The following is a 15,593-nucleotide window of genomic DNA, read 5'->3' on the forward strand; positions in this document are numbered from 1 at the left end:
TCGACTTGTTCAAAGTGGCCGTCCGGCATTCGGACACTCAAAACGGACGGGTCGGAAAGCGTAAGACTACCGCTAAGGTAGCAGCATCCCGGGGCGCGTCAACCCCATTCAACGACCATCCTAAAAAGGTGGCGTGGTGAGGAATCACCGTCCGTTTACGGCGGTGAGGATGTCAATTTAAGAGTCACTGATAATTGCTGATTGTCGGTATTTCTGCAAAGGTGAGATGCACCCCGTTTAACCACACATCACATCCTTTGCTCAATTTCGGGAAAAACTGGCAAAATTTTGTCACTATGATTTGTTTACCGATTGGCAGCAAAGACAAGGAGAAAATGGCAGAAAAGTAGTCAGCTTATCGACAAAAGTGAATATAAGACCTTGCTAAAGTTCCTCACCACCAAACTAAATTTGATTGTCAAGTTGATATCAACCCCTTAGAAACCCTGACTTACCCGACTGGGATCACCTAGAAAGGCTCTTTCAGAAATCGATCCTTTAGTGGCTTCCGGGAGAATTTGCCAGTGCTGATCTAAAGCTTGTAACACCCGATCCTGCTGATTTCTGAATCCCTCGATATTGCTACTACCAGCATTCATAATCACAAACCAAACTTTACCCCTTTCTTGGGTGGGAATTTCTCCGGCTAAAGCGCTAACTTGGGCCAAAGTTCCAGTTTTAATCACCACTCCTTTGGGAATGGCGCGCCACTGCATAGTTCCTTTGGTATCGCGTCCCCCCACCGGAAATAAATCGGCGACTTGTATCGGTTGATTGGCTAACTTGCGATCCAAGGCCTTGAGAATCTCAATAACTGCCCGGGGAGACAAGCGATTTTCTACCCCCAATCCCGAACCATTAATTAATTGAATTTCTGCCGCTCCTACCCGGGTAATTTTAGTATTAATTGCGTCCACTGCCGCCGGGCCACCGAGCAGTTCGGCTAACATTTCTGACATGACGTTGTTACTATAAATATTCATCTGACGCAACAGTTCCGTTAAAGTTAAGGACTGATGACCCAACAATAATCGGGCATTTTCGGGGCGAATTTGACTGGCTCGAACCATGCCCAAAATCTTCACCTGTGGGGCTTGTGTGCCGCTAGGAAGGCTCTGAAAAGCTTTTTCGGTTTCTTTTGACCATTTCGATTGATCAAGCCCAATTTTCAGCAATTCTCCCGCTTTGAGGGGATCGGTTTGAAAATTCATGGCGAATTTACCCGTAACGATCAGATCGCCTTTGACCTGACGGATGCCTAATTGATGGAGGCCATTGCCCACTGCGATCGCTTCTTCCCAGACAAACAGAGGATCCCCTCCCCCTTCAATAATTAAATCTCCCTCTAACACCCCGTTTTTTACCTCTCCCGTGCTGTAAAAACGAGTAGCAAAACGATGATCGAGAGGCCAGGTTTCCACGGCGGCGAGAGTAGTGGCAATTTTAGTTAAAGAGGCCCCCGAAGCGGGCAGATTACCCTGATGATCAGCTAAATCAGCCCATTCCGTCTCAATTAAGACCCGTTGTTGACTAGAGTTTAAACCTTTTTTAGTCAAGTCTTGCAGATAATCGGCCACGATCGCCGCCACCCGGGGATCGGGAGCGGTGGGAAGGTGGAAAATAGGTTGATTTTGCCAAGAAATTAGGGGAATATTGGCGATCGGTTGGGATTGCCCCCCCAACCAACCCAAGAGAAAGCCGAAAACTGCCAAATTAAAAACTGAGAACATCTTTTCCTTAATCGCAATGATGCCTTATTGTATAGAGATGATTGGTAATTTTTAACAATTGCTCGATCAGAAAACACTAATCCTCGATCGGCCAGCTTTTGTCAAGAGCTGCCGCTCAACTTATTAAAGATTTCTATCCCACTGACTCAATGGCAGAAACGGCATTAAATCGGGCAACAATCGCGGTAGATGCGATGGGAGGTGACCACGCTCCCAACGAGATTATCGCGGGATCGATGCGAGCTTCCGAAGAATTAGATGTAGAAGTATTATTAGTCGGCGATTCTGAACGGATTGAGGCTTATTTCCAGCATCATCCCCGTCCCAAGAATCTCACCATCGTCCACGCAGAGGAAGTGGTGGCCATGGACGAAGAACCGATCACCGCTATCCGTCGCAAACCAGCGGCCTCGATTAATGTGGCCATGGATTTAGTCAAACAAAATCGCGCCGATGCTGTGGTGTCCGCTGGTCACTCCGGGGCAGCCATGGCGGCAGCGTTACTGCGTTTAGGTCGTTTAAAAGGAATCGATCGCCCGGCGATCGGTGCGGTGCTGCCGACGATGTTGGCGGGTAAATCGGTGATTATCCTCGATGTCGGGGCGAATGTGGACTGTAAACCCAAATATTTAGAGCAGTTTGCCCTAATGGGGACAATTTACAGTAAATACGTTATGGGTGTTGAAGAACCGCAAGTCGGTTTACTCAATATTGGCGAAGAAGCCAGCAAAGGTAACGATCTCGCCCTAAAAACCTACGAATTATTAGAAAATAACCAGCAAATTCCCTTTATCGGCAATGCGGAAGGCCGGGATGTGCTATCGGGACAATTTGATGTGATCGTCTGCGATGGTTTTGTCGGTAATGTCCTGTTAAAATTTGCCGAAGCGGTGGGGGGAATTATCCTACAAATTCTCAAAGAGGAATTACCTAGGGGGATACAGGGTAAAGTCGGGACGGCTTTAATTAAACCCAATCTTAAACAGATCAAACAACGCATGGATCATGCGGAACACGGTGGCGCACTGTTATTTGGAGTCGATGGGGTCTGTGTGATCAGTCACGGCAGTTCCCAAGCGCCTTCAATTTTTAACGCTATCCGACAGGCAAAAAATGCCGTTGATAATCGCGTTTCTGAGCGCATTCAAGCCTACAATGACCACCATCATCAATTAAAAGAGTTGTCGGTGAACGGTGAAGATTAAGCCGTCAGCCATCTTGAAGCCGTCGGTCGTCGGGAGTCAGGAGAAAGGAGACAGGAGATAGGGGTTTAGGGGTTTAGGGGTTTAGGGGTTTAGGGAAATTTCAGCCAAATGCTCCACTTCCCCACTTCCCCCCGCAACGCGCACGAAGTGGTCTCCCCACTTCCCCACTTCCCCACTTGCCACTTGCCACTTGCCACTGATAACTGATAACTGATCACTGATAACTGATAACTGATCACTGAAAGGGGGGGAATATTTTGAACGGATTCGGGGCAGCAGTCGTCATGACCGGTTGTGGATCGGCCACACCAGCGCAATTCCTCAGTAATGAAGAACTCAGCCAAATTGTCGAGACTTCCGATGAGTGGATTAAAAGTCGTACAGGCATCGGTAAACGCCATTTAGCGGATCAATCGGTGTCTTTGAGCCAATTAGCAGCCCAAGCGGCGATTAAGGCTCTGGAAATGGCTCAGGTGTCGCCTAGGGACATCGATCTGATTCTCTTGGCTACTTCTACCCCCGATGATCTGTTCGGTAGTGCCGCCCAAGTTCAAAGTCAGATCGGGGCCAATCGGGCGATCGCTTTTGATCTCACCGCCGCCTGTTCGGGTTTTCTGGTGGGATTAGTCACCGCCACCCAGTTTATCCGTACTGGTACTTACCGCAATGTCTTGGTTATCGGGGCCGATGTTCTCTCCCGTTGGGTGGATTGGAACGATCGCGCTACCTGTGTCCTCTTTGGGGATGGGGCAGGGGCGGTACTTTGTCAAGCAAATGATACAAAAGATAACATTCTCGGTTTTGAACTCCATAGCGACGGCAGCCAGAATGGTTCTCTCAATCTCGCCTATGAGGGGGAAGAATTGCCCCTTAAGCAGGGGGTAAGGGTTCAAAAAGGGACCTATAAGCCCCTAAGGATGAACGGACGGGAAGTCTATCGTTTTGCCGTGGCGAAAGTGCCAGAGGTCATCGAAAAAGCTCTCTATCGGGCTAATTTAACCACCAGTGACATCGATTGGCTAGTTTTGCACCAAGCTAATCAAAGAATTATGGACGCGGTGAGCGAGCGCCTGAAACTGCCTCCGGAAAAAGTGATCAGCAATCTCAGCGAGTATGGCAACACTTCCGCAGCCTCGATTCCTCTAGCCCTCGATGAAGCTGTCAGGAGTGGTAAGGTCAAAAAAGGTGATATTATTGCTTCTTCTGGCTTTGGTGCCGGTTTAACTTGGGGTGGGATTATCTTCCGTTGGGGAGATTAATTCAGTAAACAGTAAACAGTGATCAGTAACCAGTAAACTAAAAACTCACATCTGATAACTGATAACTGATAACTGATAACTGATAACTGACCCAAACACATCTATCTATCTATTTTAAGAACTTATGAAAACAGCGTGGATATTCCCGGGACAAGGATCGCAAGCGTTAGGAATGATTGGAGATTTAGCGGAAAGTGCGCTTGGCCAAGAGAGATTAAAAATAGCAGCAAAAATCCTCGGTTGGTCAGTCCTGGAAAAATGTCAAGGGGATGAAGAAACCCTATCTCGTACTCTTTATACCCAACCTTGTTTATTTGTGGTGGAGAGTATTTTAGCGGATTTGTTGCAAGAAAAAGGTCATTTTCCCGATCTAGTTGCCGGTCATAGTCTTGGTGAATATTCGGCTTTGTATGCGGCCAGGGTGTTTAATTTTGAAACAGGATTAAATCTAGTTCAAAACCGTTCCCGTTTGATGGATGCGGCCGAAGGTGGTAAAATGGCCGCCTTAATGAAATTCGATCGCACCAGTCTAGAGACAGTGATTAATCAGACGGAAAATGTAGTTATTGCTAATGATAATAGTGCCGAACAAGTGGTGATTTCTGGGACTCCTGAAGCGGTGGATTTGGTATTAGGTCAAGTGAAAGTTAAGCGGGTTATGCCGTTAAAAGTATCCGGTGCTTTTCACTCTCCCTTGATGGAAAATGCTGCTATTCAGTTTCAGCAGATTTTAGAATTAGTTAATTTTCGGTCTGCAAAAGTTCCCGTTATTTCTAATGTTAATCCTAGCCAACCGATCAACGATGCGGAGGAATTAAAAAGTTATCTCATTCAGCAGATGACTAGCTCCGTAAGATGGCGAGAAATTATGTTAAAATTGCCAGATGTGGGTGTGGAAAAAGCGATCGAAGTGGGACCGGGTAAAGTTTTAACTGGTTTAATTAAACGAACTGCTCCAATTGAGTTAGAAAATATTAGTCAATTAGCCGATATATCCAAGGGTAGCGAAGATGTTAAATTGCAGGGTTCATTAATTGGTGTTGGTTAAATTATCTGGCAACATTTTCGACAAAGGAAGTAAATTGATAGATACCTAGCCAAAAATTTGGTTAGGTATTTTTTTAGAAAACTATCATAGGGTTTGCGGCAAAAACTTTTTCAGCAGACCCTAGTTATTCTCCCATCTCCCCCCCGCAACGCGCACGAAGTGGTCTCCCCACTCCCCACGGTTATAGAAACCTCGGCAGAAAAGTCTCTACAACCAGGTTTTTCTAGGAATATTAGGAAAGGAGATTACCGCGACTACCGTTAGGAAGAATAGTTTCTTCGAGGGAAGCAGAAAGAAGATTATTTTCGGTTAAAATCGCCCCAATTAAGTTAGCTTGTTTGAGATTAGCTCGTTTAAGATTGCTTCCCACTAAATAACTCAAGAGTAATCCCGCTTGGTGTAGATTAGCACCGGAAAGGTTAGCGGAGGCTAAATTAGCGCCGAGCAGATTACAACCGGTTAAGTTAGCTTGGCGAAAATTGGCTTTATTAGCGTCAGTTTTGCTTAAATCGGCTCCGGTTAAGTTAGCTCCCTCAAAATCGCTACAATTGAGGTTAGCTCCCGTCAGATTAGCACCTTCGAGGTTAGCATAACGTAAATCCGCCCCCCGTAAATCCGCCCCGCGCAAATCGGCATAGCTGAGGTCGGCGTATTGAAGATGGCAGTTTTCCAGATTAGCTTGATAGAGATAGGCTCGAATTAGGTTAGCCTCTTTTAAGTTAGCATGGCTAAGATTAGCAGAGCTAAGAATAGCACGAGTGAGAATAGCCCGTTTTAGGTTAGCTTTCCTCGCCATGGCATGGGTTAAAGTGGCTGAGGTGAGATTAGCCGCTTCGAGATTCGCTTTCAACAGTTGAGCAAAAAGTAAGCTACTGTGAATTAAACAGGCAGAACTTAAATCAGCCTTTTTGAGAACAGTATTACTCAAAATTGCGCCGCTTAGTTGACTTTGGTGCAAATTTGCCCCAGAAAGGTCGGCTTTAGTCAGGTTAGCATCGATAAGACAAGCTTTGCTTAAATTAACTTCTTCGAGGGAAGCGTCCTTGAAATTAGCGTTAATTAAACAAGCTTCGGCTAAATTGGCTCGTTTTAAGTAACTATGACTTAGGTTAATCTGGTTTAAACACTGTCTCTTTAAATTGACTCCGCTAAGTCTGACTTCCGCAAAGTTGCGTTCACCTCGATTATACAGTTCGATTAGATGTTCACGATTGGTTAAGGCATTGCTACTCATAAAATAACTAAATTGTTCTGGAAGGTGATTTCCAGAGAATTGGTTGGGGAAAATTACTGATCATGAAGTCGATCTCTAGGATTAGTACAGGGAACGACTGGGAATTTTTGCGAATAAATAGAAATTTTCAACCAATTACGGGCTTAAAATCCCTATTGGCAATCACTAAAACCGGTAAAGAACGAAAAGAATCGGGGTTCAATACCAAAAACAGTCTCTACCTAAACCCGCCACTTGTTGCCAGCCAGGTCTAGGCATTAAATTAGAGAAGTCTTGTGCGTCAGTTTTTCTGACTGAATCTACTGCCTCGCCGATGTCTTGACTCGGTATCATACAGTTGAATTTGTTAGGTCTGCTTAGTCAGTCCGGTAGCCAAGAGGCTAAAACTCTTAATCACCAGATTTCGGGGACTCTCCAGTTGAGCAAGCATAAAACTTGGTAAAAGTCAATCCCTCTTAGGGATGAACTGCCCAATCCTATTCCCTGAAGCCTTGGTTTATTGAGTCTATCAGGTTGTGGTCTGTTTTGGCAAGGGGGGTCAATGGCTTTTTAATCAATTCGCCAAAAGGCTGGATTTTCCGTAGGGGATAATTGTATAGACTGGTCATCTAAATATTGTCTGAGACTGGGGGAAGGATTGAGGAGATAAATATCGGTAAATTGATTTTTTAAGGAGGGGATGGAAACTCTAGGGTTCGACTGAACAAATAAATACTTTGTCTTAGCATCAGTAGTATGGATAAGGGGCAAGGTATCTAACCAATGTTCTGAAATAATTAGAGGTTTTTGACTGCGATTAATCATTGTATAAGCGTTGGGAATATTACTACCATAACCCACATATCTAGCTGCCGGCGGTGGATAGGGAATTTTGGCAATTAATCCGAAAACTAGCAATAATATTAAGAGAATTTTTGCCCAGCCTTGGCGATGCTGTAATCCGTTGCTTAGTAAAAAGGTAACTGCCAGCAGCATACCGAGAAAACTTGGTAAGTAAAATCTGCCCACAGCTGTGTAGCGAAATCCTCCGATTAGATCCCAAGCTAAAAGAGAGAAAAAGGGGATAATTGTCAGGAGAATAATCAGGGTAAAAACTTTTTTAGCGGCTTTTTTGCCCAGATAAATAAAGGAGATGATGACGAGGATAATTAGGCAGTATTCAATAATAGGGTTGATGGTGGGATTGGCTAAACTGAAATTATAAAATAAACGAGCGATCATTCTTACCCATCTTTGCCAAAGTACCTCTAGGGGTAAACTGCCTTTTGACCATCCAAAGACAGTAAATCGACTGGTAAAAATCCGGGTTAACCAAATTGAATAAATCCACAGGGAAGCAAGTAAGCTGATGCTATAGTATTTTTTGGTTAAAAAGTTAAAATAATTCAGCTGTAGCAGAAAATATAGGCTATGAACCACTAAAACAAAGATAAAGAAAACATGGGTATATAAACCAGCAATTAGGGATAAACTATAGAAAAACCAATCTTTTTTCGGTTGCGAGGAATCAATAGCTTTGAGAAATAACCAGCTAGAAAGTATCGAACATAAAACATATAGTCCGTATTCCCAAATTCCTAGAGCATAACCAGTAAAACGCGGGGAAAAGAAGATAATTGTAGCGGCAATTAAAGCGGCGTTTTTATTTTTAAATAAAGTCAAAGCTAAATGGTAAAAACTCCCTAAAATACCAAACCAAATAATTACCGAAAATCCTCTTAAGACTAGATAAGAATTGCCCAATAATCTTGCAAAAAACCAGAGGAAACTGTAATAGAGAGGTAGATCGTAATTCGAGCTAGTATAAAGAGAGGCTAAGGTATCAGGAAAACCTTTCACGGAATTAACCCCTTGAAATTGCCAGAGTTGTTCTGTAGATTTAATTTGTCCATCGAACAGATAGTTAATTAACTGTTCGGTTGTGTTACCAGAAAGATGCAGTAAGACCAAAGATTCATCGTGCCAAACATAGCTATAGTAGGCGAGATGGACAAAATAGAAAATATTGAAAATAATCAATAAACCTAAAGCAAATCTAACCCCAGATTGACGAGTAAGCATAATTATCTTGATCCTGTTAAAAAATCACTGATTACTGTTGACTAACTCCGGTTTAATTAATCTAGAATTTTGATAGGCAATGGGTAAAGTAAACCAAAATTGTGAGCCAACCTGTGGGGTACTTTTTACCCCAATTCTCCCAGAGTGAGCCTCGATTATTTGCCGACATTGGTAGGAACCTAAACCGATTCCCGTTAGGTGTTGATTATGAAGATTTCTTACATATAAATGAAAAAGATGTTGACATTGTTCCTCATCCATGCCAATGCCATTATCGCTTAAAGTGCAGTAAAGCATATCTTGGTCAATACGAGCATCTAAAGCTAATTGAATCGGTGAAGGGTTATGTTTTAAGGCATTATTTAATAATTGTTCAAAAACACTTCTTAGCTGACAAGGATCAGCATCAATAGCGGGTAAGTCATCGGGTAGAAGATTAATAAAAGTAGCTTGATATAAATCAAAATCTTTTTGCCAATCTTTGAGCCAAATTTCCACCTGTTCTTTTAAAGATAGAGGTTGACGATGCAAGATTAAAGGCCGTTCTTCAGCAAAATGATTTTCTGATAAAGCATTAATTAAAGTTAATTGTCGATCGCAACTACGCACCACCTGATCGAGCATTGCTCGCGAGATAGTTACTTTTTCTGTTTGCCGACACTGTAAATTTTTTAATAACATCACTAATCCCATAATCGAAGTGCGAAGATCGTGGGATACTGCCTGTAAAAAAACCGTTTTCATTTCGTATAAACGCTGAATTTCCCGGACTTTTTCCCGCAGTTCCAGGGTTCTTGCTGCCACTTCCCGTTCTAAATTATTATTCAAGCTTTGCACCCTCTGATATAGTTGCGCTTGGCCGATAGCAATACAAACTTGGGTGGCTAACTGTTCTAATAATTTGACCTCGCTTTTTTGCCAATGACGAGGATGGGAATATTGATGGACAACTAAAGCGCCTAAATGTTGATTATTAACCGTTAGAGGTAAAACTAAAGAGGATTTAACTTGCAGGTATTCGTAATAACCCTTGAGAGTGGGCAGAGTTTGCACCTTAGCGGTATTATCAGCAATAATTAACTTATCTAAAGAAAATAATTGTCCCAATTCTTCCAGTAATTCTGGTTCGGGAAACCAACCCATCAGCGAGGGAATCTCGGGACGACGGGACTCAGCGATTACCTTAGACCAACCCCGCTCTTGACAGTGACCGATATAGACTTGATCGGCATCGAGAAAATTTCTGATTTCCTCAACAATGGTATTTAAAACCTGATCTATATCTAAAGATTGATGGACTTTTAAAGCAACTTGTGTTACTAAATGTTCTCTTTCTAAAGTTTCATTTAAAGCTCGATCGATCTGTTGTCTTTCGCTAATCGCCGCCGATAAAAACAGAGAAGTTGACATGACAATGACTAAAAAGATTTGTAAGATCAAGACACCTCTGGTATAATCGGGAGCCTGTAGGATAAAAGGACTGATTCCCCTGGCCAATCCCATCAAAGCTAAAATAGATACTAAAAAATTCGCTATTACCGCTCCCCAAGTCTGAAAACGCATGGCGGCCCAAACCACAAAAGGAAAAGGCAGATATTCGAGGTACTGCACCATACTCCAATCGGGGTTAAGAAAATTTGGTTGATCACCAAAAACCACGGAAGTCACCACCGTTAGCAAACTCAGACAAAGTAACGCCTCGCCAAGGCGTTGGGGTTGCCGTGGTTCTCGCAGAGAGTGATGATTGAAGAAAAAACGCAACAGCAGCGGCGTGGTCATTAATATTCCTGTACTATCTCCGAGCCAGATCATACCCCAAGACTGTCCAAATTGCCGCCAATCCCAAGTATTTAGCCAACTACGGGCAAAAGTATCGATAGTGGCATTGACTGCCGAGGCTAATAAAGCCGCTAAAAATACCAGTAAAAGGATATCGCGAATGCGCTGTAAAGTGGCGGAAAATCTCAGATAATGCAAGAATTGCGCCCCTAACAGAGCCGATAAACTGCTACCGAGCGCCGAAAATAGAGCTATGGGCCAACTGGCCCCTAAAAAGAAGGTAAGAAGCAAATCCCCGATAAAAACGCCTAAAACTAGCCTTTTTCCCCCTAAAAAAACAGCAGTTAAGCCAATACCAGCACTCATCCAAATCGGGGCAGGTCGCGACCCTAAATTTAAGCAGAGATAGCCTAGCCAACCAACACCCAGATAAACTAGGACAACAAGCACAATTTTAGACCGATATGATGAAATCCGTAGCATTTTCAGTTATCACTGGTCACTGGTCACTGTTAATCTATTTCCAGATTGCCTAAACTAGGAGTAGTTCTGCCTCATGCAGATGGGTGAAAACCGTACATTTTCCCGTTAGGAATCAAAGATCATGCGGATTTTAATTGTTGAAGACGATCCTTTAATGCAGTTAGGTTTAGAACAAGCGCTCAGTGAACAGCCGGATTTTGAGATTGTTGGTCAAGCTAGTGATGGTCTAGCGGGGGTACAATTAGCCCTATCCCTACGGCCGGATTTAGTGGTCATGGACATCGGTTTACCCCGTCTCGATGGCATTGCGGCAACTAAACAGATTAAGGAGGGTTTAGCTAATGTTCATGTGGTCATGCTCACTTCCCACACTCTCCAACAGGAAGTGATCGCAGCTCTGGCTAGTGGTGCTGATGCCTATTGTATCAAGGGAGCGAGTCTCGATCGCCTTTTGGCCGCCATTGAAGCGGCCAAGGATGGGGCCACCTATTTAGACCCCCAAATTGCCCGTTTAGTCATGGATAATCTCAAAGCGCCGACAGTGCAACCTAATCCCAATCTAGCACTTTTATCAGAGCGAGAAATGGAGGTTTTAAAGTTAATTGTTGAGGGCAAAAGTAACGCTGAAATCGCCGAACAACTTTATTTAAGTACCAATACCATCAAAACCCATGTGCGGGGCATTATGAATAAATTAGCCGTGGACGACCGAGTACAAGCGGCCGTAATTGCCCTGCGTTCCGGTATTGTTTAAGGGGAAAATGGCGATTTACTTATCCCATATTCGAGGCTTCTCTAATCACCTCTAAAACCTCTGAAGCATGGGAAATAGTCGGGACGTGACCGGATGCCAAAACCACTGTCTTTGCTCCCATTCTCTCGGCCAAATTAAACTGTAATTCTGGGGGTACGGCTTGATCTTGACTAGAGACAATATACCAGTTCGGCTTATTTCTCCAGGCGGTTGTAGTGGTTTTTGCTGTTAGTAAAGAGGCTGCTGCTGGGGTTTGGGTGGCATAAATTAAAGCGGCTTTTTCGGCGGGCAAATCATTGGCGAGAATCTTCTCTATTCCCTCTTGAGAAATCCAGATAAACCCCTCTTGTTCTTGAAAATACTGTGATGGGGTTTCGTATTCACTAAACAAATCTACCATCGACTCCCCCGCATCGGGAGCCAGCGCTGCAATGTAAACTAAACCGGACACTTTTTCATCGTTGCCGACTTCTGTGATTACCGTACCCCCCCAAGAATGACCGACTAGAATACATTGTCCTTCGATACGGTTTAAAATTCTTTTCGTAGCAGCTACGTCATCCGCTAGAGAAGTGAGAGGATTTTGCACTGCGATCGCTGCGTATCCTTCGGCTAATAACTGGGCAGTTATCTGATTATAACTAGAACCATCGGCCCAAAAACCGTGAACCAAAACAATATTGTTAATTCTGTTCATAAGACCTCTTACAAAACTCGAAAAGTGCTGGTTTTTAGCATTTTTTAACTCTCACAAATTAATTAGACAGGAGAGCTATTAATATTCTTACATTGTAGCCATTAAGCCCATTTTAACTTTTTAACTCAATTGCCGGTGCTATAACCATCCAAAAAGTATATTCAATCATTTATAATAGTTATCGACCTATCTCTGTTGGATAAACCATGACTATCGCTCAAAGCTTACCCCTAGTCGAGTCTCATGTAAACCCTGAGATAATCTTCCCACAAGGCCAATTTTGGAGTGATGAACCACCCTTGGAAAGTAACCTACATCTACAACAAATTATTTTATTAATTCAGTGTTTAGAATGGTGGTGGCGCGAGCGAGAAGATTATTTTGCCACCGGCAATTTAACCATTTATTACAGTCCCAACCAGAAAAAGTCAGAATTCTTCCGTAGTCCCGATTTTTTCGTCGTTTTGGGGACAAATTCCAACCCCAACCGCAGAAGTTGGGTAGTTTGGCGAGAAGAGGGCAAATATCCCAATTTAATTATCGAAATTCTCTCCGATAGTACCGCCAAAGTTGACCGAGAGGAGAAAAAACAAATTTATCAAGATATATTTCGCACTCCCGATTATTTTTGGTTTGACCCAGAAAGCCTAGAATTTCAAGGATTTACCCTAATTAGCGGTCAATATCAACCGATTGCTCCCAATCCCCAAGGATGGCTCTGGAGTCAACAATTAGGCTTATATTTGGGTTTATCTGCCAATAAATTGCGCTATTTTACCCCCGAAGGGGAATTAGTCCCCACTCCCACAGAAGCGGCGCAACAGGCAGAAAATCGGGCTGTAGAGTCAGAAAGCCAAGTCCAGCAAGAAAAGCAAAAAGCTGCGAAATTAGCGGCTAAACTGCGGGAATTAGGCATAGATACCGAGGAAAATCTCTAGTCTTCTTTTTTGATTAGATGACAATATTTTCGGTGAGCGGTGAGCGGATTTAGTAGCATCTTAGATGCTTAATAGTTGACTAATCACAGAAAGCTCCGCGCAAGCGTAAATTTTCCCGCAATTCCTCGGTCATACCCACGTTATCAGCAAACTTTGTCCCCTTCACTTTTGCCCCGCTAAAATTCGCTTGAGTGATGTTGACTTCAACCAAATTAGCTCCTTCTAAATTGGAGCCGATTAAATTAGCTAAAGCCAAACTAGAACGGTAAAAATCAGCATAACTTAAATCGGCATTAGCTAATAAGGCTCCGCTTAAATCCGCTCCTTTGAAACTAGCATGACTGCCATTAATTTCCCTTAAATCAGCATCGGTTAAATTGGCCCCGCGCAGATTAGCTTGATAGAGATTGGCCATACCTAACGATATACCACTTAATTCCGCTGCTAGGAGATTTGCCCCAGTAAAATCCCTTAGGGGATCGAGTTCAGCTAATTGGGCCAGTTCGAGAAAATCATCACTAACAGAAGCATAAATTCCCTCGATTTGTGCTGGCAATTTCTCTAAATTTTCTGATACTGCTGGTTTCGGTTCAACTAGAACAGTATCTAATTCTACCTGCGATGACCCCAAAGAAATACGACTCAAAAAAGCATCAAATTGATTTTCCATCAGGAAAAATGCTAACTTTCGCTCTAAAATACTATGTTTATTGGGACTTAGATCGTGTTTCCATAATCCCGATGTTTCCGTGATACAGATATCGGCAGCCGTCAGCGAAAATTGCACCGTGAGATGATAAGGTTCTTCCTCCACACTCACGGTTCCTAGGTTAATCCTTTCGATCGCTCCTGTAAATATTGACTGAACACTTTTGAACGATAACCGCCATTGATGATTATTAATACGATTTATGTATAACTCTTGACTAGAAAGAGGATTTGGTGTTAGGTGACAATTAACTAAAACAAAATCTAATTTTCCTCCTTTCAGTCCCCATTTCATTTCCCCGCCGAGGAGAGATTGAATTTGAGCTTGTAGGTGTAAAGTTAAATATAAATCAAATTTTTGCGAGTCGGTGGCTACTGGTTCTAGGGTTAAAGATACACTATCGGGATAGCGATCAAAGGCAGCTAAAAGACGCATAATCCAAAAGAGAAAAGTCAAAATAAACAGTAAAAAAGTGGTGTTTCTCTGACCTTAAAGCCGAGAACTCACCCCTATTTAAAACAATAGCTGATTTTCTCGATCCTCGATGAACATTTCTTCGGCGATCGCTGAAGGATTGCCCCTGAAAATCAAGGTTAAATTAGTTGACTTTCTCTTTTTTGCCGATATTGTCGTCCGCATTAAAAAACATCGGCAAAAAGCGTTCCATAAACATTTGTGGATCACGATTCCAGGCTTTTTGCGCCGCTTCTACCCGGAATAATTGTAATTTCGGGTCGAGAAGGGATTGGGGTAAACGTTCCATCAGATATTGAGGACGTTCCCAAAGCGGCATAGTGGCGGCGATTTCCATTAAATGACCGACGCGGCGCAATTCTGCCCCCAGGGTGATATCCATACCCGATTCATAGGCGGCCTGTTCGATCGCTGAGTATTTGGCCTTCGCTTTTTCGACTTTTTGCCGATGTTCGGGGCTTTTTTGGGCAATTTTGGCTAACCAACGATTGCCCCAACGCACATGACCCGCTTCTTCAGGAAAAATTTTGGCGATCGTTTCCTGAATTTTCAGATTTTCTGGGGTTTGTTCCCCTTCCTTGAGGGCATAGATATGGGCGGCAAAGTATTCGCATCCCCGTTTTTCCGTGACGTTAATTGCCGCTAGGGCCGCAATCAGTCCATCTTCCCTTTGTTCTTGACCTTGGAATTGGTCTTGATCGAGAAGACGTTCAAATTCATCGATATAGGACAACCCCGGCGGTTTCCCCACATCGGCCTCCAATTCGATCAATAAATCGGTTAACCAGTAGGCATGGCGGGCCTCATCGGCGACGTGGTGGGAAAGGTCCTGTATCAGTTCTTTCGGTTGTCCGTCTAAGGTTTCGATCAGTTCGGTCAGGTCTTTACAGCTACGTTGTTCGTTGTAGCGGTAGCGGTTGAGGGTGACAAGATGAATTTCGCGATCGCTAATGACACGCTTCATGATGTCGCGAGCGCTCATCGTCTTCTTGAATTTGCGAGGGTAAGCAACGGTCATCGAAAATTTTGGGTCTGAAACCCCGTCGTTCTACGACGGCTTTACTGTTAAATATTAGCATCGTTTACGAAATATATGCTAAAACGTGAGGTATGGAAAAAGCCTATTCGTTTCGATTTTACCCAACACCCGAACAAGAGTCGCTATTGCGGCGCACTTTGGGCTGTGTAAGATTAGTTTACAACAAAGCTCTCCACGAACGAA

14 protein-coding genes are annotated in these 15,593 nt (G+C 43.4%); 6 read left to right on the forward strand and 8 right to left on the reverse strand.

The features are described from left to right. Positions 1-437: 437 nt before the first annotated feature. Positions 438-1,730: a D-alanyl-D-alanine carboxypeptidase gene (locus IM477_RS08565; protein WP_287731378.1), complete on the reverse strand. Its 1,293-nt coding sequence runs from the start codon at positions 1,728-1,730 to the stop codon at positions 438-440. 149 nt (positions 1,731-1,879) lie between these two features. Here IM477_RS08565 and plsX point away from each other — a divergent pair, with 149 nt between their 5' ends. The 3 genes from plsX to fabD all read left to right on the forward strand — a co-directional run bounded on the left by plsX (position 1,880) and on the right by fabD (position 5,242). Beyond that, on the forward strand, positions 1,880-2,935 hold the full coding sequence (plsX, locus tag IM477_RS08570; RefSeq protein ID WP_287731388.1) for a phosphate acyltransferase PlsX: 1,056 nt from the start codon (positions 1,880-1,882) through the stop codon (positions 2,933-2,935). A gap of 257 nt (positions 2,936-3,192) precedes the next feature. Next, positions 3,193-4,194 carry a beta-ketoacyl-ACP synthase 3 gene (locus IM477_RS08575; RefSeq protein ID WP_287731379.1) on the forward strand — a complete coding sequence of 334 codons (1,002 nt, stop codon included), beginning with the start codon at positions 3,193-3,195 and terminating at the stop codon, positions 4,192-4,194. A 124-nt stretch (positions 4,195-4,318) separates the two neighbouring features. After that, positions 4,319-5,242: an ACP S-malonyltransferase gene (gene fabD, locus IM477_RS08580; RefSeq protein WP_287731381.1), complete on the forward strand. Its 924-nt coding sequence runs from the start codon at positions 4,319-4,321 to the stop codon at positions 5,240-5,242. A 232-nt stretch (positions 5,243-5,474) separates the two neighbouring features. Here fabD and IM477_RS08585 read toward each other — a convergent pair whose 3' ends face one another. The 4 genes from IM477_RS08585 to IM477_RS08600 all read right to left on the reverse strand — a co-directional run bounded on the left by IM477_RS08585 (position 5,475) and on the right by IM477_RS08600 (position 10,799). Beyond that, positions 5,475-6,476 (reverse strand): pentapeptide repeat-containing protein, encoded by a 1,002-nt coding sequence (locus tag IM477_RS08585; protein ID WP_287731383.1) that lies wholly within the window; start codon positions 6,474-6,476, stop codon positions 5,475-5,477. Positions 6,477-6,674: 198 nt separating this feature from the next. Then, a complete protein-coding gene (locus IM477_RS08590; protein ID WP_255520608.1) occupies positions 6,675-6,809 on the reverse strand; it encodes a hypothetical protein in 135 nt (44 codons plus the stop codon). Positions 6,810-7,025: 216 nt separating this feature from the next. Continuing rightward, on the reverse strand, positions 7,026-8,537 hold the full coding sequence (locus IM477_RS08595; RefSeq protein ID WP_287731384.1) for a glycosyltransferase family 39 protein: 1,512 nt from the start codon (positions 8,535-8,537) through the stop codon (positions 7,026-7,028). A gap of 24 nt (positions 8,538-8,561) precedes the next feature. After that, positions 8,562-10,799 (reverse strand): sensor histidine kinase, encoded by a 2,238-nt coding sequence (locus tag IM477_RS08600; protein ID WP_287731385.1) that lies wholly within the window; start codon positions 10,797-10,799, stop codon positions 8,562-8,564. A gap of 121 nt (positions 10,800-10,920) precedes the next feature. On the opposite strand from IM477_RS08600, the gene IM477_RS08605 reads away from it, so the two are divergent. Beyond that, complete coding sequence (locus tag IM477_RS08605) at positions 10,921-11,553, forward strand: response regulator (RefSeq protein WP_002759227.1); 633 nt, start codon at positions 10,921-10,923, stop codon at positions 11,551-11,553. A 19-nt stretch (positions 11,554-11,572) separates the two neighbouring features. On the opposite strand, the gene IM477_RS08610 is transcribed toward IM477_RS08605, so the two are convergent. Beyond that, the gene (locus IM477_RS08610) at positions 11,573-12,250 is read right to left on the reverse strand and encodes an alpha/beta fold hydrolase (protein WP_287672626.1); all 678 of its coding nucleotides are present in this window, start codon (positions 12,248-12,250) and stop codon (positions 11,573-11,575) included. A gap of 206 nt (positions 12,251-12,456) precedes the next feature. Here IM477_RS08610 and IM477_RS08615 point away from each other — a divergent pair, with 206 nt between their 5' ends. Continuing rightward, the gene (locus IM477_RS08615; protein ID WP_287731386.1) at positions 12,457-13,188 is read left to right on the forward strand and encodes a Uma2 family endonuclease; all 732 of its coding nucleotides are present in this window, start codon (positions 12,457-12,459) and stop codon (positions 13,186-13,188) included. Positions 13,189-13,267: 79 nt separating this feature from the next. On the opposite strand, the gene IM477_RS08620 is transcribed toward IM477_RS08615, so the two are convergent. Together IM477_RS08620 and IM477_RS08625 are read right to left on the reverse strand one after the other, a co-directional pair. Beyond that, on the reverse strand, positions 13,268-14,332 hold the full coding sequence (locus IM477_RS08620) for a pentapeptide repeat-containing protein (RefSeq protein WP_287731389.1): 1,065 nt from the start codon (positions 14,330-14,332) through the stop codon (positions 13,268-13,270). A gap of 163 nt (positions 14,333-14,495) precedes the next feature. After that, positions 14,496-15,389 (reverse strand): ferritin-like domain-containing protein, encoded by an 894-nt coding sequence (locus IM477_RS08625; RefSeq protein WP_287731387.1) that lies wholly within the window; start codon positions 15,387-15,389, stop codon positions 14,496-14,498. A 92-nt stretch (positions 15,390-15,481) separates the two neighbouring features. On the opposite strand from IM477_RS08625, the gene IM477_RS08630 reads away from it, so the two are divergent. Continuing rightward, positions 15,482-15,593, forward strand: a 112-nt coding sequence (locus IM477_RS08630) for a helix-turn-helix domain-containing protein (protein WP_149106768.1), incomplete at its 3' end; no start/stop codon positions are given.

The organism is Microcystis sp. M090S1 (assembly GCF_020246295.1).
Lineage (GTDB): Bacteria > Cyanobacteriota > Cyanobacteriia > Cyanobacteriales > Microcystaceae > Microcystis > Microcystis aeruginosa.

Bases quoted from the DNA above. Each gene is read 5' to 3' on its own strand.
- IM477_RS08565 (WP_287731378.1), bottom strand. From the start codon at position 1,730: ATGTTCTCAGTTTTTAATTTGGCAGTTTTCGGCTTTCTCTTGGGTTGG.
- plsX (WP_287731388.1), top strand. From the start codon at position 1,880: ATGGCAGAAACGGCATTAAATCGGGCAACAATCGCGGTAGATGCGATG.
- fabD (WP_287731381.1), top strand. From the start codon at position 4,319: ATGAAAACAGCGTGGATATTCCCGGGACAAGGATCGCAAGCGTTAGGA.
- IM477_RS08585 (WP_287731383.1), bottom strand. From the start codon at position 6,476: ATGAGTAGCAATGCCTTAACCAATCGTGAACATCTAATCGAACTGTAT.
- IM477_RS08590 (WP_255520608.1), bottom strand. From the start codon at position 6,809: ATGATACCGAGTCAAGACATCGGCGAGGCAGTAGATTCAGTCAGAAAA.
- IM477_RS08595 (WP_287731384.1), bottom strand. From the start codon at position 8,537: ATGCTTACTCGTCAATCTGGGGTTAGATTTGCTTTAGGTTTATTGATT.
- IM477_RS08600 (WP_287731385.1), bottom strand. From the start codon at position 10,799: ATGCTACGGATTTCATCATATCGGTCTAAAATTGTGCTTGTTGTCCTA.
- IM477_RS08605 (WP_002759227.1), top strand. From the start codon at position 10,921: ATGCGGATTTTAATTGTTGAAGACGATCCTTTAATGCAGTTAGGTTTA.
- IM477_RS08610 (WP_287672626.1), bottom strand. From the start codon at position 12,250: ATGAACAGAATTAACAATATTGTTTTGGTTCACGGTTTTTGGGCCGAT.
- IM477_RS08615 (WP_287731386.1), top strand. From the start codon at position 12,457: ATGACTATCGCTCAAAGCTTACCCCTAGTCGAGTCTCATGTAAACCCT.
- IM477_RS08620 (WP_287731389.1), bottom strand. From the start codon at position 14,332: ATGCGTCTTTTAGCTGCCTTTGATCGCTATCCCGATAGTGTATCTTTA.
- IM477_RS08625 (WP_287731387.1), bottom strand. From the start codon at position 15,389: ATGACCGTTGCTTACCCTCGCAAATTCAAGAAGACGATGAGCGCTCGC.